The 23,295-nt window shown below is 27.2% G+C and carries 29 protein-coding genes and 1 pseudogene; 2 read left to right on the plus strand and 28 right to left on the minus strand.

The window, feature by feature from the left end; translation table 11 throughout:
* Window positions 1–63 precede the first annotated feature (63 nt).
* The 8 genes and pseudogenes from NGI68_RS12280 to NGI68_RS12315 form a co-directional block, all read right to left on the minus strand.
* Window positions 64–234 (minus strand): aspartyl-phosphate phosphatase Spo0E family protein, encoded by a 171-nt coding sequence (locus NGI68_RS12280; RefSeq protein ID WP_251861762.1) that lies wholly within the window; start codon window positions 232–234, stop codon window positions 64–66.
* Window positions 235–520: 286 nt separating this feature from the next.
* Window positions 521–1,669, minus strand: a complete 1,149-nt coding sequence (locus tag NGI68_RS12285; protein ID WP_251861763.1) for a PAS domain-containing protein — start codon at window positions 1,667–1,669, stop codon at window positions 521–523.
* Between the two features lie 738 nt (window positions 1,670–2,407).
* Entirely contained in the window at window positions 2,408–2,857 is a 450-nt protein-coding gene (msrB, locus tag NGI68_RS12290; protein ID WP_251861764.1) for a peptide-methionine (R)-S-oxide reductase MsrB, read from the minus strand.
* Window positions 2,858–3,141: 284 nt separating this feature from the next.
* A pseudogene (locus tag NGI68_RS12295) lies at window positions 3,142–3,222 on the minus strand (ABC transporter ATP-binding protein); the annotation flags it as partial.
* 216 nt (window positions 3,223–3,438) lie between these two features.
* Window positions 3,439–3,909 (minus strand): hypothetical protein, encoded by a 471-nt coding sequence (locus tag NGI68_RS12300; RefSeq protein WP_251861765.1) that lies wholly within the window; start codon window positions 3,907–3,909, stop codon window positions 3,439–3,441.
* 192 nt (window positions 3,910–4,101) lie between these two features.
* Window positions 4,102–4,401 (minus strand): hypothetical protein, encoded by a 300-nt coding sequence (locus NGI68_RS12305; RefSeq protein WP_251861766.1) that lies wholly within the window; start codon window positions 4,399–4,401, stop codon window positions 4,102–4,104.
* Between the two features lie 56 nt (window positions 4,402–4,457).
* Window positions 4,458–5,810, minus strand: coding sequence for a CCA tRNA nucleotidyltransferase (locus tag NGI68_RS12310; protein WP_251861767.1), 1,353 nt, complete (start codon window positions 5,808–5,810; stop codon window positions 4,458–4,460).
* A gap of 240 nt (window positions 5,811–6,050) precedes the next feature.
* The gene (locus NGI68_RS12315) at window positions 6,051–6,803 is read right to left on the minus strand and encodes an alpha/beta hydrolase (protein WP_251861768.1); all 753 of its coding nucleotides are present in this window, start codon (window positions 6,801–6,803) and stop codon (window positions 6,051–6,053) included.
* Window positions 6,804–7,091: 288 nt separating this feature from the next.
* Between NGI68_RS12315 and NGI68_RS12320 the strand changes: the two genes are divergently transcribed.
* On the plus strand, window positions 7,092–7,217 hold the full coding sequence (locus NGI68_RS12320) for a helix-turn-helix domain-containing protein (protein ID WP_251861769.1): 126 nt from the start codon (window positions 7,092–7,094) through the stop codon (window positions 7,215–7,217).
* On the opposite strand, the gene NGI68_RS17150 is transcribed toward NGI68_RS12320, so the two are convergent.
* The 14 genes from NGI68_RS17150 to NGI68_RS12380 form a co-directional block, all read right to left on the minus strand.
* The gene (locus tag NGI68_RS17150) at window positions 7,211–7,324 is read right to left on the minus strand and encodes a CPBP family glutamic-type intramembrane protease (RefSeq protein ID WP_502799393.1); all 114 of its coding nucleotides are present in this window, start codon (window positions 7,322–7,324) and stop codon (window positions 7,211–7,213) included. The genes NGI68_RS12320 and NGI68_RS17150 overlap by 7 nt on opposite strands.
* A 277-nt stretch (window positions 7,325–7,601) precedes the next feature.
* Entirely contained in the window at window positions 7,602–8,948 is a 1,347-nt protein-coding gene (locus NGI68_RS12325; protein ID WP_251861770.1) for a B12-binding domain-containing radical SAM protein, read from the minus strand.
* A 51-nt stretch (window positions 8,949–8,999) separates the two neighbouring features.
* Window positions 9,000–9,209 (minus strand): helix-turn-helix domain-containing protein, encoded by a 210-nt coding sequence (locus tag NGI68_RS12330; RefSeq protein ID WP_251861771.1) that lies wholly within the window; start codon window positions 9,207–9,209, stop codon window positions 9,000–9,002.
* A 10-nt stretch (window positions 9,210–9,219) separates the two neighbouring features.
* Window positions 9,220–9,672: a DUF2975 domain-containing protein gene (locus NGI68_RS12335; RefSeq protein WP_251861772.1), complete on the minus strand. Its 453-nt coding sequence runs from the start codon at window positions 9,670–9,672 to the stop codon at window positions 9,220–9,222.
* Between the two features lie 144 nt (window positions 9,673–9,816).
* The gene (locus NGI68_RS12340; RefSeq protein WP_251861773.1) at window positions 9,817–10,128 is read right to left on the minus strand and encodes a DJ-1/PfpI family protein; all 312 of its coding nucleotides are present in this window, start codon (window positions 10,126–10,128) and stop codon (window positions 9,817–9,819) included.
* A 160-nt stretch (window positions 10,129–10,288) separates the two neighbouring features.
* Window positions 10,289–10,843, minus strand: coding sequence for a hypothetical protein (locus NGI68_RS12345; RefSeq protein ID WP_251861774.1), 555 nt, complete (start codon window positions 10,841–10,843; stop codon window positions 10,289–10,291).
* A gap of 304 nt (window positions 10,844–11,147) precedes the next feature.
* Window positions 11,148–11,699 carry a DUF7010 family protein gene (locus NGI68_RS12350; protein ID WP_251861775.1) on the minus strand — a complete coding sequence of 184 codons (552 nt, stop codon included), beginning with the start codon at window positions 11,697–11,699 and terminating at the stop codon, window positions 11,148–11,150.
* Window positions 11,700–12,245: 546 nt separating this feature from the next.
* Window positions 12,246–13,208, minus strand: a complete 963-nt coding sequence (locus NGI68_RS12355) for a threonine ammonia-lyase (RefSeq protein ID WP_251861776.1) — start codon at window positions 13,206–13,208, stop codon at window positions 12,246–12,248.
* Window positions 13,209–13,224: 16 nt separating this feature from the next.
* Window positions 13,225–14,238 (minus strand): ornithine cyclodeaminase family protein, encoded by a 1,014-nt coding sequence (locus tag NGI68_RS12360; RefSeq protein ID WP_251861777.1) that lies wholly within the window; start codon window positions 14,236–14,238, stop codon window positions 13,225–13,227.
* 423 nt (window positions 14,239–14,661) lie between these two features.
* A complete protein-coding gene (locus tag NGI68_RS12365) occupies window positions 14,662–14,868 on the minus strand; it encodes a hypothetical protein (RefSeq protein WP_251861778.1) in 207 nt (68 codons plus the stop codon).
* Window positions 14,869–14,977: 109 nt separating this feature from the next.
* The gene (locus NGI68_RS12370) at window positions 14,978–15,331 is read right to left on the minus strand and encodes a Rossmann-fold NAD(P)-binding domain-containing protein (protein WP_251861779.1); all 354 of its coding nucleotides are present in this window, start codon (window positions 15,329–15,331) and stop codon (window positions 14,978–14,980) included.
* A gap of 2 nt (window positions 15,332–15,333) precedes the next feature.
* On the minus strand, window positions 15,334–15,468 hold the full coding sequence (locus tag NGI68_RS16970; protein WP_286010114.1) for a hypothetical protein: 135 nt from the start codon (window positions 15,466–15,468) through the stop codon (window positions 15,334–15,336).
* Window positions 15,469–15,760: 292 nt separating this feature from the next.
* Window positions 15,761–16,627 (minus strand): B12-binding domain-containing radical SAM protein, encoded by an 867-nt coding sequence (locus NGI68_RS12375; protein WP_251861780.1) that lies wholly within the window; start codon window positions 16,625–16,627, stop codon window positions 15,761–15,763.
* A gap of 150 nt (window positions 16,628–16,777) precedes the next feature.
* Entirely contained in the window at window positions 16,778–17,407 is a 630-nt protein-coding gene (locus tag NGI68_RS12380; protein ID WP_251861781.1) for a class I SAM-dependent methyltransferase, read from the minus strand.
* An 845-nt stretch (window positions 17,408–18,252) separates the two neighbouring features.
* Between NGI68_RS12380 and NGI68_RS12385 the strand changes: the two genes are divergently transcribed.
* Window positions 18,253–18,693, plus strand: a complete 441-nt coding sequence (locus tag NGI68_RS12385; RefSeq protein ID WP_045519964.1) for a C-GCAxxG-C-C family protein — start codon at window positions 18,253–18,255, stop codon at window positions 18,691–18,693.
* A gap of 147 nt (window positions 18,694–18,840) precedes the next feature.
* Here NGI68_RS12385 and NGI68_RS12390 read toward each other — a convergent pair whose 3' ends face one another.
* The 6 genes from NGI68_RS12390 to NGI68_RS12415 all read right to left on the minus strand — a co-directional run bounded on the left by NGI68_RS12390 (window position 18,841) and on the right by NGI68_RS12415 (window position 23,200).
* Entirely contained in the window at window positions 18,841–19,041 is a 201-nt protein-coding gene (locus NGI68_RS12390; RefSeq protein WP_076178532.1) for a DUF4177 domain-containing protein, read from the minus strand.
* Window positions 19,042–19,091: 50 nt separating this feature from the next.
* Window positions 19,092–20,165, minus strand: a complete 1,074-nt coding sequence (gene arsB, locus NGI68_RS12395) for an ACR3 family arsenite efflux transporter (protein WP_251861782.1) — start codon at window positions 20,163–20,165, stop codon at window positions 19,092–19,094.
* Window positions 20,166–20,208: 43 nt separating this feature from the next.
* Window positions 20,209–20,625, minus strand: coding sequence for an arsenate reductase/protein-tyrosine-phosphatase family protein (locus NGI68_RS12400; protein ID WP_251861783.1), 417 nt, complete (start codon window positions 20,623–20,625; stop codon window positions 20,209–20,211).
* A gap of 94 nt (window positions 20,626–20,719) precedes the next feature.
* Window positions 20,720–22,465, minus strand: a complete 1,746-nt coding sequence (gene arsA, locus NGI68_RS12405; protein ID WP_251861784.1) for an arsenical pump-driving ATPase — start codon at window positions 22,463–22,465, stop codon at window positions 20,720–20,722.
* An 18-nt stretch (window positions 22,466–22,483) separates the two neighbouring features.
* Window positions 22,484–22,855: an arsenite efflux transporter metallochaperone ArsD gene (arsD, locus tag NGI68_RS12410; RefSeq protein WP_076178535.1), complete on the minus strand. Its 372-nt coding sequence runs from the start codon at window positions 22,853–22,855 to the stop codon at window positions 22,484–22,486.
* Between the two features lie 21 nt (window positions 22,856–22,876).
* Window positions 22,877–23,200, minus strand: a complete 324-nt coding sequence (locus tag NGI68_RS12415; RefSeq protein WP_076178536.1) for an ArsR/SmtB family transcription factor — start codon at window positions 23,198–23,200, stop codon at window positions 22,877–22,879.
* Window positions 23,201–23,295: the final 95 nt, after the last annotated feature.

Raw genomic sequence — 23,295 nt, forward strand, 5'->3', positions numbered from 1 at the left:
TGGGGCTTTATTAATACCTTTAATCTTCATAATTTGAAGATTTTATCTTTAGTTTACCAACATTTAGTGATTATTATGTCTCAAAAAATTGTCGTACTCATTAAGTAATTTATCTAATCTTTGGCTTAATAGTACTAGCTCTTCATCAATAAGTTGAGATTTTTCACTTATTAGTTGATTCATTAGTGTCCTAACTTCTTCTATTTTCTTTAATAACAATTCTTCTTTTGACATAGTATCCCCCCTTTCTAGATTCACTATATAAAATTGGAAGGATACTATGTAATAATTTGTAATAAAAGAAACACTTAGAATTTAATCTAAGTGTTTCTTTTACAATATATTATTCTTTATTTTTATATTGGCTAAACTTTTTCATATCATTCATATCACAACTTACATGGATAAATATCTCCACAATTTAAGTATTATTATATTTTTAACATACATTTCTTTTACTTTCATTTATTTAATATGACCTTAACTATTCTTTAACATTAAGTATTAGGATATTCTTCTATTAATCATTACCTATATTCTCTTTTTTACCATTCCATGATAATAATCTCTGGCTTCTTTCTAAACTTCTAATTCGAGTTACATCCTGCATCATTTCTAACACTCCTTTAAAGTTTCCCACTTCATCTCTTACAGCATTATAAATAATATAGATAAACTTTCCTCCAATTTCTAACCAAAATTCTGCCTCATCCTTTTCTCCTGCTCTAAATGCTCTAAATGCTCTAATTATTTCTTCTACCGTACTTACACTTTCTCTAGGGTGACAATTTTCAACCTTTCTCTCAATTACTCCTGCACTTCTTGGAAATACTCTGTGTTTAGTATCACTATAAAATTTTACAATTTCATTTTCATCATCTCCCTTTCTCATCTTAACAAAGTCTTCCTCAGACAAGATTTCTATTGAGGTTGGATAAAGAATTTCTTCTTCTTTTACCATCATATCCTCTACCATTTCAATCACTTCATCCTGAAGTTCTAAAAATTCCTTATCCTGATCAGCTTCTAAATACCCTTTAGCTTTTTTAATAATATCCCTAATATTATTATCTAATGTCCACATTACCTTAGATGGCTTATCAAAGCCTTTACCTTCTAATGCTGGGAACAATTGATTTTGTTTTCTAGCAAAGTGAATATTAATTTTCTTCAACTTATCATAAAGTTCGGCCCATTGATTCTTTATAAATTTCTTCTGAAGTATACTTCTCATTTTATTTAGAACTCTTCTAATAGCATCTACTTCATCTAAGTAAGTTCTAATTGGATGTCCTAAATCAATATCTAACTTATTGTTTATAAGAATTCCTTCAAAAATTTCTAAAATTCCATCCATTTTTTCTGCCAATTCATCATCTGAAATACCATATTGTTGAAGATATTGTTCACATATTGCAAATTCTTCAGGTGTTATCTTATCAAAGCGCTCCTTCATCTCTCTTTTAGCCTCTTCTAAAGAAATATTACCTTTTAGATAGTTAAGTTTAATTGTAACGATTTTTTTAATCTTCTTATTATCCAGATTTAAATATTCACCCATTTTAATCTTTTCAAGTTCTGTTTTTAGATAAAAGTATACATGAAATTCTTCCTCACTTACTTTTTCTATATATTTATTAAATGCCTTTTGTTCCATCATCTTATACATTGGAAAAGGTTCAAAATCTTTAATGACATGTATACCCTCTCCTGGTTTTAAACTTTAAATTATCTTTGTTATACAATCTTTAAAGGATTCATGCTCACCACGACCGTCTATGGTAATATACTTTATTTGTTTTTTCATATTTCATCATCCCTTCTTAATTAATGTAAACAATTTAAAATATACTTTATTTCAAATGATTAATAATTTTATATTATCTAATATCTCGATATAAATGATAATATCTATCATTTATAATGTATCACTTTTATTATTTTCTAGTCTGTGATTACTATCACAAAAATATAGAAATTGTAACTATGTTATTAAAATAAAATATTTAAATCTAATTATTCCAATTGATACTGACATTAGCAGTAAAAACCTTATATATTATTCTACTTTTGGGTTTAATTACTTGAAGATCTTTGTATACTTTCTTTACTTTTTTATAAACTAAAATCTCATCTTCTATAGTAAAATTTCTTTTAAAATAAGAAAAATAATTAATGTCTATATAAAAACTTTATGTAACAAAAGTATTTTATATAGACATTTTTATAATATGAATATAAAGTAAAATTTTTATGGTAATGAAAAAAATAACTATTAGTTTTCTAAAAATAGATTCTCTTTTATTATCTATTCATATTAGTTATATAATTTATTATATTAAAGAGATTTATAACTTTAGTCTATAATATATGAATAAATGTAAATCATTCTAATAAAGCAAATATGTTATTTAAAAAATTTTAAATATTCACCATATCCTTCTTCTTCAAGCTTATCCTTAGGGATAAATTTAAGTGCAGCTGAATTAATACAATATCTTAATCCACCTAACTTTTCTGGTCCATCGGAAAATACATGTCCTAAGTGAGAATCAGAATTTTTACTTCTTACTTCCGTTCTAATCATTCCATATTTTTTATCAGCAAATTCTTTTACTATTTCTTTATCTATTGGTTTGCTAAATGCAGGCCATCCACAAGAAGAATGAAACTTATCATCTGAAATAAATAAAGGTTCTCCATTTGTTATATCTACATAAATACCATCTTCATGTAAATCCCAATATTCATTTTCAAATGGTGGTTCTGTTCCATCTTCTTGGGTTACTTTATACTGCTCTTTCGTTAATATATTTTTTAATTCTTTTTTAGACTTTTTACCATAATTTTTATCCATACTTCCTCCTTCGTTTCGTATTTGCAAATTATTTTTTAAAGTTTAAATAAAAATTTTTATATAGTTTCTTATATGACATTTTCTACATGTTTTTATATGTTTTATTATACACTTTACTACCCTATATTGTTATAGTATTTATTATTCTCTTTAGCCATATTTCCTATACTTAAAATAAAAGCCTAATATTATAAGTTTCTGTACTTTATTATATCGTTAAAATTTTACATATTCATCTAATAGTTTTGACTTTAACCTAGTAATATCATTATTTTCCCTGTAATAATATTATCATTAGCCTTTGTTACATTATCTTTGTTTCCATAATACTTTTCAATTTTTTCGACTCTTAATATATTTTCCATTTATAGCTCCCCTTTTTTATTTTATGTGGGATTTTTTAACTTAACCTCATGTAATTTATTTTACACAATAAAATTTACAGTATCAATTGGAGTAAATTTTATTACTATTACATTTTATTACATTAATTTTTATTATAATAAAAAAACACCACAAAATTCATTTAAATATCGTGGAGTCTATAAATTATTTGTTTTTGAGTTGTTGGATTTATTTATCTATGTAACGTTTATCTTAAGCACATAATCAATAGAATGTCCTTCATCCCATGAACTAAAAATTAAGAAAATATATTCTCCCTTTTCTTTTGGGGCATTAAAGGAATTTCCATTTACCACTTGTTCCTTTAATTTAATGTCTGACTCTTTATCTTTATTGTATATTAATAAGTACACATTAGTTTTACGTGGCTGTCTCAATAAAGTATTAAAATTAAATTTTATTTGTCCACCTTTTTCTACAGGAGACACTCTAAGTTCTTTAGCTAAATTTATTGGACTATCAGCCAAACTTGAATTTCCAGGTTTGTTAGCCAAAGTATAATCGCCTGTTGCAGTTTCAAATTTACTCTCATTATATGTAACATTAATATCAGGTGGCCATAAAGGAATGACTTTTTTCATAGGTTTAATCCAGAATAATACGGAAACTAACAATACTATTATTATAATACTAAAATATTTTTTCAAAGCATAACCTACTTTTAACTTGATTTATTTTTATTATATATGAATATTAAACTCTTTGAATTTAAACATTCCATTTCCATGCTTTAAATGACCATTTTCATATGCCCAGCACCAGGTATTAAATATAATTTTTTATTTGGTGCATTAATTTTTTTAAAATATTCTTCCGCAATAATATACGGAGTTTGTCAATCATTTATTGTTAATTTTTATATATATTTTCTTTATTAAAATTAATACAGCATAAATAATAAGAATATTCCCAAAGAAATATAATAAATTGATTCCCATTCCTATATTTCCATCAAACAAATTAGTTAAAAGCTGTAAACTGCCTTTATTATTTTGATATATTGACCAATACCTACAAGGAAATCCAAATTTATATTCTATAAAAATTCCATTTTGTGTTACATTTGCTGGTACAATAAAAGAAATAATAATAACTATTAGTACACTTACCTTAAATTCCAAGGTCTGAATTCTTCTCATTTCATTCACCTTTCTACAGCATTATTACACAATAAATATCTTGATAAAATATATTTTTATAAACTCTTTACTAGCTCAATTAAATCTTTTTTATTATTTAAATTAGGCTTTTCTAAAACTATATCCAATAATTTATTCAACACAGTTCCTATTTCTTTTCCTTGTCTTATTCCTAATTTCATTAAATCATATCCAGTAATATCTAAATCCTTCACTTTTAGTGGTTGTTTTTCACTAAGTATTTTTTCACACTTTATTTTTAAATTTAATACATTATGAAAATTATGATATTCTTTGGCACATCCTTTTATATCAGCCATTTGTAGCTGAAATAAATCATCCAAGTTATGAATTCCTACTCTATTAATAAACTTTTTTATGCTAGAATCTTTTAATTTGTCATCTATGGTCATATGATTATAAACTAACTTATGTACCTTATCTATTGTTTTATTATCAAATTTTAATCTTGTTAGTATTTTTTTAGTAATATCAGAACTTATTTTTTCATGGCCATAAAAATGCCCTTGCCCATCATCCCCTATACTAAAACACTTAGGTTTTCCTATATCATGTAATAACGCCGATAATCTTAATTCTAATTTATTAGGTATATTTTCTAACACACACAATATATGATCATACGCATCTTTATCATGATGTTTATTATGTTGTTCAAACCCTATACAATCTTTTAGCTCAGGAATAATATAATCTATCAAATTTAATTTAACCATATTTCTTATACCATAAGCAGGTTTACTACTTATTAATATTTTGCATAATTCCACTCTAATTCTTTCTATAGATACATTGCTTATATTTACACTTAATTCTCTTATACTAAATTTTGTAGATTTTTCTATATGGAAATTTAATTGTGAAGCGAATCTTATACATCTTAACATTCTTAGTGCATCTTCATTATATCTATGTAATGGATCTCCTACACATCTAATAATTTTATTTTTTAGATCTTCCACGCCATTAAAATAATCTACTAATCCATTTTTTTCACTATAAGCCATAGCATTAATTGTAAAATCTCTACGCCTTAGATCTTCTTTTAAACTTGATGTGAATTTAACTTCTTTAGGATGCCTATTGTCTTCATACTCTCCATCTATTCTATAAGTTGTAATCTCGAAATTTTCATTATTAAATATTATAGTAACTGTTCCATGCTTAAGTCCAGTAGGAATAATTTTGCATTGTAGGTTTTTAAATATTCCCATTATTTGTTGTGGTTTTGCATTAGTGGTTATATCCCAATCATTAGGATTTTTACTTAGTAAACTGTCTCTAACACACCCTCCTACTATATAACCTTCATATCCTTGATTTTCTAAAGTATCTATAATATATTTTACCCATTTAGGTATTAGAATTTTTATATGTTCACTTATCATTATTTATCACACCTTTATTTCTATAACTGTTTCTTGTACCTTGTTATAATTAAGTTTATCAGATAAATCTATATTACATGATTAATATTTAAAATCTTTTTCATATTATATACAAAATTAATATTCTCATTTGTATTTGAATATCTTGAATAAATATAATTTCATTCTTTATAGTATTTAGTATATGTTGTTACTTATACATTAACATCCATAGAACTTTAGATATTTCTCAATATCAGATTATATATATTTAGCACTGTGGTTACCAGTGAATATATGATTCTCACAATTTACACCTTTTTTATTCAATATTTTATGTAAAATTGAACAGCCTTTATAAAATCCACCTTCATCTTTATCTCCGGCATCCAGATAAACTCTCATATCAGAAGAAATATTAGTGTTTCTTGCAATGTATATTGGATCATATTTTTCCCATACACTCATGTCCTTATAATATAATTTATCTTCATCATCAAGCTCCAATTCCAGAGCAGGCATATGTGCTCCTACTTTGGAAAATATATGCTGATATCTAAATGCATTATGAAGAGCTATATACCCTCCAGCAGATACGCCTCCTATATATCTTCCTTTTTTATGCTTTATAGTCTTAAAGGTATTATCTATTAAAGGCACTATTTCTTTTATAAAATAATCTTCGTACATTCCTAAATTTATAATTCTATTACCATCTCCATTATGAGACACCTGTTTACTCATTAAAGATGAATTAATCCCTCTGCTGTTTTCAATTCTTGGACATACAATTATCATAGGTTGAATTTCTCTATCTTTTATCAATTTATCAACCTTAATATTCATATCTATTTGAAACATTATATTTTCGTTTCCACTTCTTCCATGTAAAAAATATAAAACTGGTAGAGACTTAAAATTATTATACTCCTTGGGCAAATATACCAACATCCCCATTTCTTTATCAAGTATATTACTATAAAAAGTTATTTTTTCTAATTTTGATTTATTCATTTTCATACCACCGTATTGAAAATTTTGCTATTTATAATAAAACTCACTTATATTATAATATCTATATTTACTGTATAATTAAAGAATTATATTGCTAAATTTTAGTACAATTTTGATATAAGGATATAGATATGAAAAATTTACAAACTTATTATTCTAAGAAAATGTCCAATCCAAACTTGGGCATAGACATATTCCTAGCAGAAAACTATAAAAAAGGCGTAAAATTTAACACACATTGGCATGAACATATGCAGCTATATTTTTTTACTAAGGGTAGTGCTTTAGTTGAACGATCTTTCAGATATTGTCCATATAAGTACCTATCATTTTTGTAGAATTTTTAAGCAGGTGACAGGTAAAACAACTACAGATTATATTAATGGAATAAGACTAGAGAAAGCTGTTCAATAAATGATGTTTCCATGCCATACTCCAAATATAATTGATGACATAATTATGGCAGTTAGTGCTTTATACTTGTTTAAGAAACCTTCTAAAATAATTCCTCTTAACACTATTTCTTCAAAAACAAGTAATCACCTACATTTCTAAATTTTTCATGTAAATAATAATACTTTTATAGTTATTTAAAAATATACTCTTAGCCAAATTTAACATATATTTTATATTTTACCATTATTATATGGTTATTGTATCATAAATTATTTTAATAATACAATGTTATAAAATTTACAGAAATATTAAAAACCTACCTTAAAACTTTATAACTAAAAGCTTAAGATAGGTTTTAAAATAAAAAATTTATAAATAATAGTACTATAAAAATTCCACCATCTACTTTATAGAATAAGCCAGCCATCTAAAAAATTTTCCTATACTTTTAAATGAAATTATATTACACAGTAATTCTGTCAGCTTTCCAAATTTTCTATAAAACAAATTAAAGGCTAAAAATGGAATCCATTGTTTTTTAGATTTGGGCAGTCTTTTCATTATATTTTTAAATGTGTACACTTCTTTGTATATCCATATATACCCGTTATACAATTCTTCTGCCCCCATATTCTTAGGTTTATATACCACATGGGCAGTATTATAGTTTGACAAATCAAAATCTATAATTCTATTTTCTTTTATTAATGATGAGTATAACTTTGTACCAGGATATGGTGTAAGAATATGTGAAGTTACCGTTTCTATCTTATTTTTAACTATCCATTCTAATGTATTTTTAAATACAGAAACATCATCTTCATCTAATCCGAAAACAAAACTTGCATTTATCATTATTCCTCTTTTATGAATTTCATCTACAAGTTTCTCATATCTATTTACACTATTTTGCACCTTGTGTACACTATCTATGGACTTTCCATTTATACTTTCAAAACCTATAAATAAACTTTGACAACCAGACTCTTTCATTTCATCTAACAATTTAGGCATATCTACTATATTGGAAGTAACCGCTGCGTTCCATTTTAGTTCAAGAGGTTTTATTTCCTGTAATAATTTTTTTGTCCATTGAGGATTTCCAATAAAATTATCATCAATAAACATTATATGTCTTGTTTTTAATGCCTTTATATCTTTAATTACATCTTCTATGGGTCTATTAATATAATTTTTAAGCATATTTTTGCAACTATTATAGCAAAAATCACATTTAAATGGACACCCTCTGCTTGTACTAATTATATTTGTATATAAATACTTTTTATTATCAATAATGTAATAGTTGGGTGCTACTATTTCTTCCCCTTTAATATTCTCTGTATCATAATATATATTTTTAAGTGAATTATTTTTTTTATCCTTAAGAATTTCTATCCAAACTCTCTCTGCCATTCCAACACATATTACATCAAAACTATTAAGAGCTACCTGTGGATCCGCTGTAATATGTATACCTCCTGCAATTACTGTTACTCCTCTATTTTGAAATTCTTTTGATATTTCAACTGCTCTATTCATAACATCTACAGTAACAGTTATAGCCACCAAATCTACTGGATCATCAAAATCTATCTTTTCAACATTTTCATTTTCAATAATAACTTCATGTTCCTTTGGAGTAAGATTTGCTATTGTTAATAAAGCCAATGACGGAGACATTCTTGTTTTTAATTTTGTATCCATAGGTCTTGGCAACATTGCAGGTTGAATTAATTTAATTTTCATATATTACCTCCCAAATAAACCTTTATAACATACTCTCATTCAATTTATAGTTTATAAATCATTTCTGTATTCTAAAATATCACCGGGCTGACAATCCAACGCTTTACATATTGCCTCTAAAGTTGAAAATCTAATGGCTTTTGCCTTTCCATTTTTCAATATAGAAAGATTGGCCATGGTTATTCCCACCCTCTTTGTAAGTTCTGTTACACTCATTTTTCTTTTAGCCAACATCACATCAATATTAATTATAATCGCCATTTTATCTACCTCATACCGTTAAATCATTTTCTGACTTTATATCAACGGCATATTGTAAAAGCCTTTGAAGAACAGCAGCAAAAACTGCAATGACGGCAGATACAAAAATAATGATTAATGGTATTGCTACCACACCTGGTGCATCATCTACATCTGCTATTGGATATAAAAAAGGTAAGAGTATAGCATATAAAATACTTATGGTAATCCCACAATATTTTATATGCTTTAAAGCATTTACAGATAATTCAGAAAAAGCTTTGTTCTTATCAATATAACTTAAAAGCCTTAAAGCTTGATACAGGGCAAAGAAAAATGTTATAGCCGTTGCATATATACCAATTAAAATGGGATAGTGAAAATAATGTACCATTAAAGGCAATCCAAATATACACATACCCAGAACCGGAATTCCAATGATAATAACAGCTATTTTTAGAAAAATTGTTGAATATCGTTTCATAAAAACACCTCTCTTTTAATTTCTATAATATAGGATACCACACATTTTTATTGTTTATCAATAAATTTTTATTAATTTATATCATATTTTTATCGAATCATCTAATTTGCAATTAAGGTGCTCTTAAGGTTAAAATTAAAGAATTTATTTTTTATAATAACCTAGCTTATGAAATTCATACCATTCATTAATCTTATCCACAGGCTTAGCCTTTAAATATAACATAATCTCTTTAGTAAATTCCAATGTGGCTGTCCCATTTGCAGTAATAACATTACTATCACATACCGCTTGTTTTTCAATATAATTATTTTCACCTTTATAATGAGGAGTTTTCAATTTGAAAAATTCCAATATATTACTTGAATGTTTTCTACTATCTAAATATCCATTCTCCCCTATAAAAAAAGTAGCACCGCAAATTGATGCCACTGGAATGTTATGAGCAAATTGCATGATTAACTATAAGTTTAATATGATTATTCTTCTCTTTCACCCATCATCACCATCAATTAATAAAAGCATTGCAAAATTCTTAGGATAATCATTTATAGAATAATCCGAAAGTAAATTCATATTCTAATTTAACATTTATATCATCTCTTGTCTTTTCTTTTTATCTTCTTCTATTTCTTACTTTCTTTATTATAAATGTAATTATTACTATAGCAATAATTAAAGTTAAAATATCTTTCCATATTCCACTATAACCGTAATCTATAGTTTCCCATGTACCATTAGATCTATTTACAACTACTGTATTATGGTTAGTTAATATTCTATACATCCAATAATTATCCCAAAAGCTACCTCTAAAACTATTACCATGAGGAGTATAATAAGTAGTATTGTACTTAGGTGCATTATAATGATTATAAATTACAGTATTATTAATATTTTTGTTGGCATTTGTATTTGTATTTGTATTTGTATTTTTACTTTTATTCATATTCTTATTAACTTTAAATTTTCCACCTTTAAATCTTTTAGGGTACTTAATCTTAAATGAATTGCTTTTAAAACTACTTGATTTGTTACTTTTAAAGCTACTTGAATGGAAACTTGAACGACTACCACCTCTTGAGCTAAGCCCTTTTGCTTGTACATTAAAGGCTATTCCTATTGATATTATAGTTATTAACAATAAAGTCACCATTTTATTTCTTTTCATTAATTTATCTCCCTTTGTTTTTATAATTTATTTTAAACTTATTGTAATACTAATATGTTTTATACTCTTATTTTATTAATTCGAACTCTTTATTCAAATCTTCTCCCCTATTAGTCAATTTGTCAATATAATTTACAAATATAATGTCTTCTTCTAAATCAATCATTTTAACTGTCTAAACCTTTTATTTATATTGAGACATAAAAACACCCCAAAATTCAATTCATGAATAATGCGGTGCTTAAGTAAATTATTTATTTTTTCAGTTATGGCATTAAATAAGAAAAGTATAAAATAAATATGATTAAACGTTACATTTAAAATCCAACATAAGTTTCTTGTTCTCAACTGCCAAGCTGATACTAAACAAAACTTCCATTATCACCATCATCATTGCAAGAATATGAGGTTCGAAGTTTATACCAACTATAAGAGACAAAATTGGTATTAAAATAGCTAATACTGCATAAGACTTAGATTTATAAAGCCAACCATATGGCAACAGGTGTGCTCCAAAAATTATTGCTAGTACCATTAGCATTTTTTCAGGTACAGTTGGATATATCCACATGGCAATCAGTAAATATATCATCTGATTTAGAGAAAAAATAATTCCCAAATTAGTTAACGGATTTTCTTTATTCTGAAAATTCACCTTTATTATTTTAGATATAAGAAATGCTAAAGGCATTAATGGTGCCGTAGCGCAAAATGTAAGTAAGTTCTTAGTTAAAATATGTAATGATGTTAAATGAATAATTAGTACAACACACCAAATAATAATTGATGCTAATATAAAATGTAACCCTTTCTTTTGCTTAATAGCACAGCATAAACGTAATTCTTCTAAGCTCATATTCAATCCTCCATACAAGTAAAATATAGATATTTTTTATTTTTTATCTTTTTTATTAGTAGACACTAAAGAGCATAAAATAGCAGCACCGATTGCAATCCAAATAGCAATATTCATTTGAAATTTCTCCTCTCAAAATCTAATTTCATTTATCTAATTTAAGTAAATTATAACATATTTTATATATCACATTATTCAATTTTCAAAAATCATCATTTCTATTTTTACTTTTAATATTTACGTCATATTATCTTTATATTGCGACACAAAAACGCCCCAAAATTCAGACTCAAATACTACAGTGTTTTAATAAATTATTTGTTTTTTCAGTTGTTATGCTAAATATAAATATTTAAAGTATATACTTGTAGAAAACTATAAATTTTCTTTAAATAAAATATAAAAATACCCTAAAATTAATTTAAATATATATTCACTCACACTTTTAGGGTATTTTTTTATTACTCTGAGATTTAAAATTTATTTAAACTAGCAAGTATATATGTTGACAAGCTAGTATTCATCATTTTTTTAAATAATCTTTAATCAATATTTTTCTAAAATAGAAGTTAAAAGTTTTCCATCGATGTTTCCACCAGATAGAACAAGGGCTATATTTTTTCCACCAATTCTTTCTCGATGCTCCATAACTGCAGCTATAGTTGTACAACTTCCTGCTTCTACAATATATTTTTCTTCTTTTGCCATAAAACTAACTGCCTTAGCTATAGATTTTTCTGTTACAATAAGGAAGTCATCAACATAATCCTTGGCCATTTCATAGCTTAGCTTTCCGATACCACCAACCAGAGCATCACATATTGACTCTTTGCTAGGATATTCTTCATAGAAGGTATTGTCTTTATAAGAGTCTATCATAGCAGGACATGCTTCTGTCTGTACACCAATTATACGAATGCCTGGCTTTATTGACTTTGCAGCAACTGCAATACCTGTAATAAGACCTCCACCACCAATTGGAACTACTATTGTATCAATATCTTGATTTTGCTCAAGGATTTCAATGGCAATTGTTCCTTGGCCACCATATATTTTTGGATCACTATAATATGCATCAATGAAAGTTAGACCGTTTTCCTTTATATATGCCATTCCAAGTAAGTGGGCCTCATCATAATTTTTGCCCATAAGCATTACATCCCCACCAAAGTATTTAATCTTATCTATTTTACTTTGAGGAGTGTTTTCAGGTACAATAACTTTTGCATTCTTTATGCCAAGAATAGAAGCACCGTAACTAACAGAACTACCATGATTTCCAGAAGAAATTGCTGCAATTCCACACTCTTTTTCTTCTTCAGTTAAAGTCATCATTTTATTTAAAGCACCTCGGATTTTAAAGCTTTTTGCTCTTTGAAAAGATTCCAGTTTAAAGAAATATCTTTTATTTTCATCTCCTAAATAATAGGATTCCTCTAATGGTGTTTTGCGTATATAGTTTTTAATGCGTTCATAGGCATTTTTTACTTCTTTATAATTAAAACTCATAATGTTATTCCTCCTTTTAAAGTTTTGATTTTGAACCTAATTTATTTTTTTCTGCAAGTTGTAGTGCAACTTCAGCTGTAGCAATATCTAAAAGTGCCATACCAGTAGCATCAAATATTGTTATTTGGTCATCGTTTGTTCTTCCATTAACTTTATTTAATATCAAATCACCTATTTCACCAATTATATTTCTTTCGTTTATCACTCCTTGCTTAAGAGGTATTTCTATTTCACCTACATCCTTACAGTGTTCCATGTCGTCTACAAATATTAAAGCTGATGACATAATTTCTGAATCTATTTCTTGTTTTCCTTCCATATCTGCACCTATACAAGAAATATGAGTACCTTTTTGAACCCAATCTTTTTTTATAATTGGCTTTCTTGAAGGCGTTACAGTTATGATAATATGACTTTCTTTAACTGCAACTTCCAAATTTTCTACGGCTCTAAATATGATATCTTCACTATTAATTTCAAATTCGTCTTGAAGTCTATTGCGAATACCAGCGACAAAACGCTCCGCTTCTAATAGATCTAACGCAGCTACCTGTACTTTTTTTATATTTGGCAGTACCGTTAAAGCTGCAGCAATTTGGAAAGCCGACTGATTGCCTGCACCTACAATTAATAGATTTTCTGAAGTCTTTCTGGCCAAATATTTTGCTCCTAATGCCCCTGCTGCTCCTGTTCTCATTCCTGTGATATAAGAAGCATCTGTGATTCCAATTGGCATTCCAGTTTCGGCATCAAACACAGCAATCATTCCAATTAAAGTTGGAAGGTTTTTTTCTACATTTGCACCAAACCATGTTACAGTTTTGTGACCGAAAAGTTGCTTACTTTTTAAGTAGCCAGATTTAATATCCAAATCTGCTTTACCTAGATCAAATTCATAAAAGACAGTAGGCCATACATCTGTCATTCCTTCACTTTTTGATTTATATACAGATTCAACCACATCAATTACTTGGTTCATTTTTAGAGTTTTTGATACGTCTTCTTTGCTTAATACTTGAATTTCAAACATATTAATTAACCTCCTTTAAATTATTCAAGAAATTTTTAGTTTAATTTATATTTATTAGCTCCTATATTAAAATCCTATAAAATATCCCCCCTTTAACCAATATGAATTGAACTATTCCTAAAAAACAATAAAGCACCAGATCTCATCTCTCCTAAAAATAGGCCCTAACGAAATGAAATCTAGTGCTTTTTATTATTCTTACCCGGGGGTAAGAATAAGCATCATGTTATTTAATTGGTAATATTATATTATAATATTTTTCTTAAATCAACAAGAATTTAATTTCATATTACGAACATTTTAAAATAAACTTTAAAAAAGTAATACCCACTAAATAAAAAAAACCCTATAATATAAACAATATGAGCACCTAAACTATGGGCAAAAATAATAAACTTATTAAGTTTTAAGTGTTGTACAAAATTATACAATGAGTTTCTTTAAAAGCAAACATTTTTTCAATGTTTTTAATAATAAAGATGTTGGTAAATAATAAAGACGTTCAGGAAATATATTCCACACTTGTATAGTAAGTGCCCTGCAACCTTTATAGCCTTCTCTTAAAATAAGTATTGATAGTTTTGCAAAATCATCCTGATTTACATAAATTTCTTCCAAACCAGCTTTCATAACACCTGCTAAAAATTATACATAGTTTGTTTATAGTAAAGTAATTATATTCTTTGACACCTTTGGATTAAGTCCTACTTTATTCATAACTTCTTAAACTTTTAAAAACCTATCTGTTATTTTCCCATGTTTTTGTCCAAGAATTGTAGATGCATTTTTCACTCCGAATATTGTATAATAAATAGAGTTTCCTTCTTTTCCTCCATCCATAATATGTGGTTGTAGAAAAAACTTTAAACTCTATTAAATAAGGTTCAATTTCTTTAATATTATAAATCCATATATTTTTCAAAATTAATATATCTGATTTATCATCTATTTTTAAAATAATAGGGAATATTGATATTAGTTGATTAGCTTTTACAGTAACATTAATAAGATCATAATTTTCATCTTCACTTATTTTGTCAACAATTTTAGGGTTATATAATACCTCTTTATGATTTTCTTCTCCAAATCTCATATCTAAACAACGTATAGTATTTCAATTATCTGTTTTTTACCTTTACGAACAAAATGTGTAATATCATTACCTGATTCAAACAATTGCCATCTATAAATACTTCTAATAATTCCAGTACCTGTAATAAGAATTTTCATATGCAATATATACCACCTTTTGTAAATTTCAAACCATCTAACTATTTATTTATATATACATTCAAGTGAAGTTAATTTATATATATCAATAATACATTGTACGTTTATGAGCAAATTATATCATTATTTGTCATTATATTCAGAATAACATCTTACTATACTACTCTAATATTACACATAAAAAACGTAGTTACCTAGAATTTTGCTTCTAAGTAACGACTTTATTTATTACTTTTCAAATTTATAAGTTACTTAGATGATATTGAAACATTATATTTAATAAGCTTCCTTATTAAAATCTTCTGTACTGATCTTTAGTAGTTAAATCTTTATCTAAAACTTTTTTTAAACCATTTAAAATATGTTCCTTATCCAAAGGTAATACACCTTGAAGATTCACAAAATTAGATGCATGATTTATTCTTAAAGTAGTGCCTTTAACTTTAAGCTTTTCCACAAGACTTAAAGCTTCTAAAACTAGCTCTTTTGGTGTTAACAATTCAAATCTTCCTGCTTTTATATCCTTCATAAGTTCCATTTCACCACTAACTAAAAGTGTCATTAAACTTACAAAGTCAGGATTTATTATATTAAGAGCTTCTGCTGTTTTTGTTATATGTTCCTTAGATAATTTTTTACCCCCTAATCCTAAAAGCACTGTTGTATAAATTGTTATTCCTGCTTCTTTAAGCAAATTTGATGCTTTGATTGCATTGTCTACTGTTGAATTTTTATGTACAAAAGTTAAAACTTCATCGCTTCCACTTTCTAAGCCAAGATATAGTTTTTTTAATCCATTTTCACGCAGCAATTTTAAGTCTTCAGGACTTTTTCGAAGTACATCGGTAAATCTTGCATAAGAAGCTACATGAGTGCATTCTGGATATATTTCTTTAATATGCTTTAGTATTTCTAAAATACTTTCTGTTTTTAACACAAAAGCATCCCCATCAGCTAAAAATATCTTTTTTATATTTGAATACATTTTTCTTGTTTCTTTTAGCTGATCCACTATATCACTGATTTTTTTAATTCTGAAATCTCTATCTTTATACATACTACAAAATGTACACTTATTATGGGCACAGCCTGAAGTAACTTGAAGGATTAAACTATCATATTCCATTGGTGGTCTATATATATTTTTTTCATTTTCCATTTAATAAACCTTCTTTCATTTGATTTCTTTATTTTGAATTTTATGCTGTATCTAGTAAGTCTTATTTATGTTTACCCATCCATCTGAACCCTAGTTTATTTAGTATGGAGACTTCTACTTCTGCTAGTTGTGGAAATTACATAATTGTATTTATAGTTCTTTCTGACATTTTATCATTATAAATTTGAATGGAGGTGTATTTTCCTTATTCTTATGTGGCTCATCAATTTCTACAAATTCTATAAGTCCATATTTACCAAATTCTTGTTTTATGGAGTCAGAATCATAAAAAAACATTTTTACCCCTTCCATTATCTCAAAATAGTCTTTACCCAGTTGTTTGCCCTTTCCAAACATTGGAGCTTTCTTTGAAATAGTAGTAAAAATCATATATCCATTTGGCTTCAACTGATTATAGCAATCTTTAATAAATTTATTTCTCTCAGCATTATTCAATAAATGAATAAGTGCGTAACAAAATATACCGTCATAAAGTTTATTATCAAAAGGCATATCACTTACTGAACCATTAAAGATACTAATATTAAGCCCACTTTGTCGTGCTAATTCAATGGCTGTTTTTGAAATTTCAATACCTGTTACATTTATTCCGTTATCAATAAAAACATTTGCGTTTCTACCATATCCAATACCAGGTATTAATATATCCTTAACTTTCTTTTCAATAAAAAAATCTTTTGTTAAAATTGCTGAATCTGATGGTTCATTCCCCCACATCATCTGATTTTGTAAAAAACTTGATTCCCAGAATTCTGTCATACCTTTCTCTCCTTTATTTTTTATTCTAATTATACTTTATTTACTTCGTATTTTTTACAATTGTTTATTTGTTCAATTACACATTAGGTAATTATAGAATCACAAACATTCAACATAACTTATTATAACCCATTCTAAATGTGGTAGCCAAATTTCAACTCAGTTCTTTAACATAGCCTAAAATTAATGAAAAACTTTTATAATAATTTATATTTTTTATTTTGGTTGGACTAGGTTTCTTTTACCTCTACTTAAAAGTAATACCCTATGGCAAATGGAAGCCTGTACAAAAATTTCTATTTGGATATTTTAAAAAAAGTAATGCTCCACTAAATTAAAAGATACCCCATAACATAGACAAAATAAGTCTATCTATAGGGTATCTTTTAACTAATAAGGTTGCATTTCTTTTGTAATTATATTTTGTCCTTGGAATTGCTTATTTCTGTAGCTACAAAGAAATACTTAAAAGTAGCAGATATAAGCTAGTACAAGGCTGCCTATTTTAAAGTATTACGCCCTAGCGGATTATAGGCTTTAGATAAGCTACTTAATGAGCCCTATGGAATACCTAAAATTAAGCATTGTGTAATTAGATAAAGTTTCTTTATTTTAAAATACATATACGCACATTATTCTTAGCAAAAAAATCACTATATAATGAAGAAGGAATATAATTTTCAATGTAGAATATTACAACATAATAGAATAAGAAAATTGAAAAAATAGATAAAAATATGAATTAAAAACGAATAATAGTTTATTCATTTTCATGTGAACTATATTTTTTATTAGCTTAAAATAAAAATAGTTTACAACTAATTAATCATTTTGGAGGTAATATAATGAATAATATTGACTTTGATAAAATAAGAAAAGTTGCTGAAGATTACTATAGAAATGGAGATTTTTATTGTTCAGAAGCGGTAGTTAAAACTATTAGAGATGAATTTAAAATAGAAGTTTCAGATGATGCTATAGCTATGGCATCAGGATTTCCAGTAGGTATGGGAGGTTCAGGATGTACTTGTGGCGCTATAGCAGGTGGAATAATGGCACTTGGTATGGTGTTTGGTAGAAAAGAAGCAAAAGACCCTATAGTTGCAAAATCCATGGAACTAAGTAAAAAATTACATGATGATTTTAAAAAAGAACATAAAAGTCTCTGCTGTAGATTTCTAACAAAAGACATGGAATTAGGTTCAAAAGAGCATATGGATCAATGTATAGCATTCACGGGTGAAGTAGCGGAAAGAGTAGCAAGAATAATAGTAGAAAATAGATAGGTAACAAGAATATATATTCTACATAAATAATGAAAATCCTTTTTGTATAAATTTAAAAGGCTGTTTACAAAATATGTTTATCAACAACCCAAGGAAAATATAATTAATTTTTAATTATATTTTCCTAATTTATATAATTCTCATCTATTATATACTAAGCGCTCTTTTAAATATTACTGAACCATCATCTGGTTTTGGCATCCATCCTATTCCCTCATGAGGTTTGGCCAAAGCACATACAAGTTCCCATCCTTCTTCACCATAATTATTAAGTTCATTCTGTAAATTAATAGGATTACCTAAATTCTTTATAGAATTAATTTCAATAACTTTATATTCCCATTTCATATACATCACCCCTTAATTAATTCTAATAGAAGTGTAACTTAAAAATTTATTTATTGTTTCTCTATAATCTCTGTTGAAAACCATCCTCGTGTATTATTAGCAATTCTAACAAGAGTTAACATTATAGGTACTTCAGTTAAAACTCCTACTACTGTGGCAAGGGCTGCTCCTGATTTCAATCCAAACAAAGATATTGCAACTGCAACTGATAGTTCAAAGAAATTACTTGCTCCTATCATGCCTACTGGTGCAGCCACATTGTGAGGTAATTTCCATAGTTTTGCCCATCCATAAGCAATAGTAAATATAAGAAATGTTTGAATTGTAAGAGGTACTGCAATCAATAAAATATGAAGCGGATTGTTTAATATAATCTCTCCTTGGAATGAGAAAATAATAACTAAAGTTAGAAGCAATCCTATAATAGTTATATTATCGAATTTCTTTAAAAACACATCATTAAAATACTCTATTCCCTTATTTTTTATAACTGATTTTCTTGTTAAAAAGCCTGCTGTTAAAGGTATAACAACAAATAATATAGTTGATAATATTAATGTTCCATAGGGAACTGTAACATCACTTACTCCCAATAAAAACGCTACAATAGGTGCAAAGGCTACTAATATAATTAAATCATTTACAGCTACTTGAACTAAGGTATATGCTGCATCTCCTTTAGTAAGATAACTCCATACAAATACCATTGCTGTGCATGGTGCTGCTCCTAATAGTACTGCACCTGCTAAATACTCTGTAGCAAGGTTTCCTGGAATAAATGCTTTAAACACAACCTTTAAGAAAAATGAGGCTATTAAATACATTGTAAAGGGCTTTATAAGCCAATTAGTAACGCAGGTAACTATTAACCCTTTAGGTTTTTTAGTTACACCTACTATACTATTAAAATCAATTTTTAACATCATTGGATATATCATAAGCCAAATTAAAATAGCAACTGGTATTGAAACATTGTAGTATTCAAATTTATTCAAAGTTTCAGGTATGGACGGAATAAATTGTCCTATAAGTATTCCTACTATAATGCAAAGTGCTACCCATATAGTAAGATATCTTTCAAAGATACCTAATCCTTTATTTTTTTCTTTACTTTTTAAGGGCATAATTAATCCTCCTTTATAAAAATTCATAGTTTAAAATCATAAATTATTCCGTTAAATCAATTTCATTGTTTTTTATTCTTTCCGCTAAATCTTTAATCTTTTCTTCAATAATTTTTGCTGTTTTAATAAACTCTTCATCACTTTTACCTGTAGGATCTTCTAATTCCCAATCTTCTGTATGCTTACAAGGTAAGAAAGGACATACAACGTTACATCCCATTTTTATAGCAATGTCTACTTTTGGTATATCCGTTAATAGTTTAGACCTATGGTCTTTATTCATATCTACTTTATACATTGTCTTTATAATTCTTACTGCATCTTGATTTATTTGTACTTTAGTTTCTGTACCGGCGGAATATGAATGAAAAACATCAGATGCAAACAATTTTCCTAACGCTTCTGCCATTTGAGATCTACAAGAATTATGAACACAAATAAATGCTACTTTAGGTTTCATGAAATTATCCTCCGCTAAAATTATTTATATATAATCATGTTTATATATAACTCCACTACAAAATTAATTTTTACATTTTGCAGTGGAGTTATTCCTAGTTCACTAAATCATTAAGTATTTCACCTTTAACCTCTTTAGGAATCCACTGTATAACTGCAAAATTTCCTTTAGATATTTCATTCACTTTGTTAATCCACTGTACCTCATTGTTGACTTTTACCTTTAAGATAGAATTTGTTGTATTGGTTGCATAGAAACTTGAATTGATAACCCACCATTTACTGTGAATACCAGCTCTATTTAAATCTTTCTGCAATCTTAAAGCCTCATAAACAGGAGTAGTTTCAGCTAGTGTTGCGATGATTACTTCTGTATTTTCCTCATTTCTAAGCTTAGGTAAAAGCTTCTTAACTGATTCTGGAATATCTCCTTGTGAACGTTCAATTTCTTTATTATAACTTTGAGTAGAGTCTAAAAGTAATAAAGTGTGCCCTGTTGGTGCTGTATCAATAACTACAACCTCATTTTCTGACCTTTCAACTATTTCTGCAAATGCCCTAAATACTGCTATTTCTTGAGTACAAGGTGATCTTAAATCTTCTTCAACATAAGCAATATCATCTTCACTCATGGTTTTTCGTGCTTTACCTAATACCTCTTCTTTGTATTTTTCTAGTTCCTTTTTTTCGTCTATATGGCTTAAAGTGATTCCATAACTTTCATCTAACACAAATTTTAAATGATCTGCTGGATCAGTAGTTGTTAAATGTACTTTCTTTCCTTTCTTAGCTAACCCTACAGCAATTGCAGCAGCTATTGTAGTTTTACCTACACCACCTTTACCCATTGTAAATATTACTTTTTTATCAGTATTATATAAATCTTCTATTACCTTATTTAATTTAGGTAAATTAGTAGTGTTTAATTTTTCATCATTATATTTAATATTATTATTCTTTAAAAAAGCTCTTACATTTTCTAAACCTGTTACATTATATGGTCTTAATGGGATTTGAAAAGTTTCAACAGTCTTTAGTGATTGTGGAATATCTTCTAATGCTTTTTGTTCTTTAGTATAAATAGCATTAGAAAGATAATCTTCATGCTCTTCAAGTACTCCATTAATAACTAAAACTTGATTGTTTACCCCTATATCTTGAAGTTCTTTAGAAGCTCTTTCAGCCTCCTTTAAAGGTGATACTTCTGGGCGTGATACAAGTATAAGTGTAGTTTTATCCTTATCCGCTAGAGTATTTACTGCATTTTTATAAACTTCTTTTTTACTTTCAAGTCCTGAAAGCTGTCCTAAACATGAAGCACCATGTGTACTTTCATTAATAAAATTGCTCCATGCTGAAGGAAGCTGCAACATCCTTAGTGTATGACCTGTTGGTGCTGTATCAAATATAATATGGTCATACTCTTTTTCTACTTTTTCATCAGTTATAAAGGTTGAGAATTCATTAAATGCAGCAATCTCAACAGTACATGAACCTGAAAGCTGTTCCTCCATATTACTCAAAACTACTTCTGGTAGTTTTCCACGATAAGGTGCTATTACACTTTCTCTATATTCCTCAGCTGCTTCTTCTGGCTCAAAGTTTGCAACTACTAAATTAGGAACTTCTTTTATAGTAACTCCCTTATTATTTAATTTTGTATTAAAAACATCTTGAAGATTTGAAGCTGGATCTGTACTAACAAGCATAATTTTTTTACCTTTATCAGCTAAAGTTACCGCTACAGCACAAGCTGTTGAAGTCTTACCAACTCCACCTTTGCCAGTAAAGAATAAATATTTTGTTAAGTTTATATCTTCTACATTAAATTTTTTAAACATTATATCCCCCTTTTCTTTTTAGCAACATCCATCTTTACAATTACAACCTTTAGATGGTTTTTTTATAGTAATTTTTAAATAATCCTCTGGTATATCTAACAATTTACAAAATTCTTTGTTAGTTGGATACGCTTTTGTTTTTACAATAATACCATCAATCATTGTAACTGGAAGTATTTCTACTCCTTCTTTATTTAGAATTTCATTTATTTTCTTATTGTCAACAAATATTTGTGGATTACTAGTTAGATTATATCTTTCAACTAATATTCCATTATTCTTTAATCTGTTTATTGTTGTAGCTATCCTCAATAATTCTGGATTAACAGATGGGCCACATACTCCTGTTGAACAACACATAGCTGGATCAAAAATTATCATTTTTTTCATGCTTATTCACTCCTCATTTTTTTATTTACAATTACATTTTGATTCATTCTTACAGATACAGTCGTCTGTATCCGTTGTAATGCTCATAAGAAATAAAATTAGTTTATTACAATTAGTAATATTTAATGAATAATATGACCATAAACCTTCTTTTCTAGATTCTACAAGACCACAATCCATTAGAACCTTCATATGATGAGAAAGTGTTGGTTGTGTAAAACCAAAGTGTTCCAATATATCACAAGCACACTTTTCTCCACAAGATAATATATCAATTATTTTTAATCTACTACCATCTGATAATGCTTTAATAATTTTTGCATTATCATCATAATTTAAGCTCATTGATTTCCCTCCTATATAGATATTTATCTATACATAGTATAGAATGTATTCTATATAATGTCAACATCATTTATATTTATCAACTCAAAATACAC

Source organism: Clostridium sp. Marseille-Q2269, from assembly GCF_943736985.1.
Taxonomy (GTDB): Bacteria; Bacillota; Clostridia; order Clostridiales; family Clostridiaceae; genus Clostridium_F.

Excerpts from the sequence above, each read along its gene's own strand:
- NGI68_RS12380 (WP_251861781.1), bottom strand. The coding sequence starts at position 17,407 with ATGACAGAATTCTGGGAATCAAGTTTTTTACAAAATCAGATGATGTGG.
- NGI68_RS12415 (WP_076178536.1), bottom strand. The coding sequence starts at position 23,200 with ATGAGCTTAAATTATGATGATAATGCAAAAATTATTAAAGCATTATCA.
- NGI68_RS12335 (WP_251861772.1), bottom strand. The coding sequence starts at position 9,672 with ATGAAACGATATTCAACAATTTTTCTAAAAATAGCTGTTATTATCATT.
- arsA (WP_251861784.1), bottom strand. The coding sequence starts at position 22,465 with ATGTTTAAAAAATTTAATGTAGAAGATATAAACTTAACAAAATATTTA.
- NGI68_RS12330 (WP_251861771.1), bottom strand. The coding sequence starts at position 9,209 with ATGGCGATTATAATTAATATTGATGTGATGTTGGCTAAAAGAAAAATG.
- NGI68_RS12375 (WP_251861780.1), bottom strand. The coding sequence starts at position 16,627 with ATGGAAAATGAAAAAAATATATATAGACCACCAATGGAATATGATAGT.
- NGI68_RS12340 (WP_251861773.1), bottom strand. The coding sequence starts at position 10,128 with ATGCAATTTGCTCATAACATTCCAGTGGCATCAATTTGCGGTGCTACT.
- NGI68_RS12365 (WP_251861778.1), bottom strand. The coding sequence starts at position 14,868 with ATGAAAGCTGGTTTGGAAGAAATTTATGTAAATCAGGATGATTTTGCA.
- NGI68_RS12355 (WP_251861776.1), bottom strand. The coding sequence starts at position 13,208 with ATGAGTTTTAATTATAAAGAAGTAAAAAATGCCTATGAACGCATTAAA.
- NGI68_RS12305 (WP_251861766.1), bottom strand. The coding sequence starts at position 4,401 with ATGAGAAGAATTCAGACCTTGGAATTTAAGGTAAGTGTACTAATAGTT.
- arsB (WP_251861782.1), bottom strand. The coding sequence starts at position 20,165 with ATGCCCTTAAAAAGTAAAGAAAAAAATAAAGGATTAGGTATCTTTGAA.
- NGI68_RS12285 (WP_251861763.1), bottom strand. The coding sequence starts at position 1,669 with ATGTATAAGATGATGGAACAAAAGGCATTTAATAAATATATAGAAAAA.
- arsD (WP_076178535.1), bottom strand. The coding sequence starts at position 22,855 with ATGAAAAAAATGATAATTTTTGATCCAGCTATGTGTTGTTCAACAGGA.
- NGI68_RS16970 (WP_286010114.1), bottom strand. The coding sequence starts at position 15,468 with ATGAAAATTCTTATTACAGGTACTGGAATTATTAGAAGTATTTATAGA.
- NGI68_RS12310 (WP_251861767.1), bottom strand. The coding sequence starts at position 5,810 with ATGATAAGTGAACATATAAAAATTCTAATACCTAAATGGGTAAAATAT.
- NGI68_RS12370 (WP_251861779.1), bottom strand. The coding sequence starts at position 15,331 with ATGAGATTTGGAGAAGAAAATCATAAAGAGGTATTATATAACCCTAAA.
- NGI68_RS12360 (WP_251861777.1), bottom strand. The coding sequence starts at position 14,238 with ATGTTTGAAATTCAAGTATTAAGCAAAGAAGACGTATCAAAAACTCTA.
- NGI68_RS12400 (WP_251861783.1), bottom strand. The coding sequence starts at position 20,625 with ATGAAACCTAAAGTAGCATTTATTTGTGTTCATAATTCTTGTAGATCT.
- NGI68_RS12345 (WP_251861774.1), bottom strand. The coding sequence starts at position 10,843 with ATGAAAAGAAATAAAATGGTGACTTTATTGTTAATAACTATAATATCA.
- NGI68_RS12390 (WP_076178532.1), bottom strand. The coding sequence starts at position 19,041 with ATGAAATGGGAATATAAAGTTATTGAAATTAATTCTATAAAGAATTTA.
- NGI68_RS12350 (WP_251861775.1), bottom strand. The coding sequence starts at position 11,699 with ATGAGCTTAGAAGAATTACGTTTATGCTGTGCTATTAAGCAAAAGAAA.
- NGI68_RS12385 (WP_045519964.1), top strand. The coding sequence starts at position 18,253 with ATGAATAATATTGACTTTGATAAAATAAGAAAAGTTGCTGAAGATTAC.
- msrB (WP_251861764.1), bottom strand. The coding sequence starts at position 2,857 with ATGGATAAAAATTATGGTAAAAAGTCTAAAAAAGAATTAAAAAATATA.
- NGI68_RS12315 (WP_251861768.1), bottom strand. The coding sequence starts at position 6,803 with ATGAATAAATCAAAATTAGAAAAAATAACTTTTTATAGTAATATACTT.
- NGI68_RS12325 (WP_251861770.1), bottom strand. The coding sequence starts at position 8,948 with ATGAAAATTAAATTAATTCAACCTGCAATGTTGCCAAGACCTATGGAT.
- NGI68_RS12280 (WP_251861762.1), bottom strand. The coding sequence starts at position 234 with ATGTCAAAAGAAGAATTGTTATTAAAGAAAATAGAAGAAGTTAGGACA.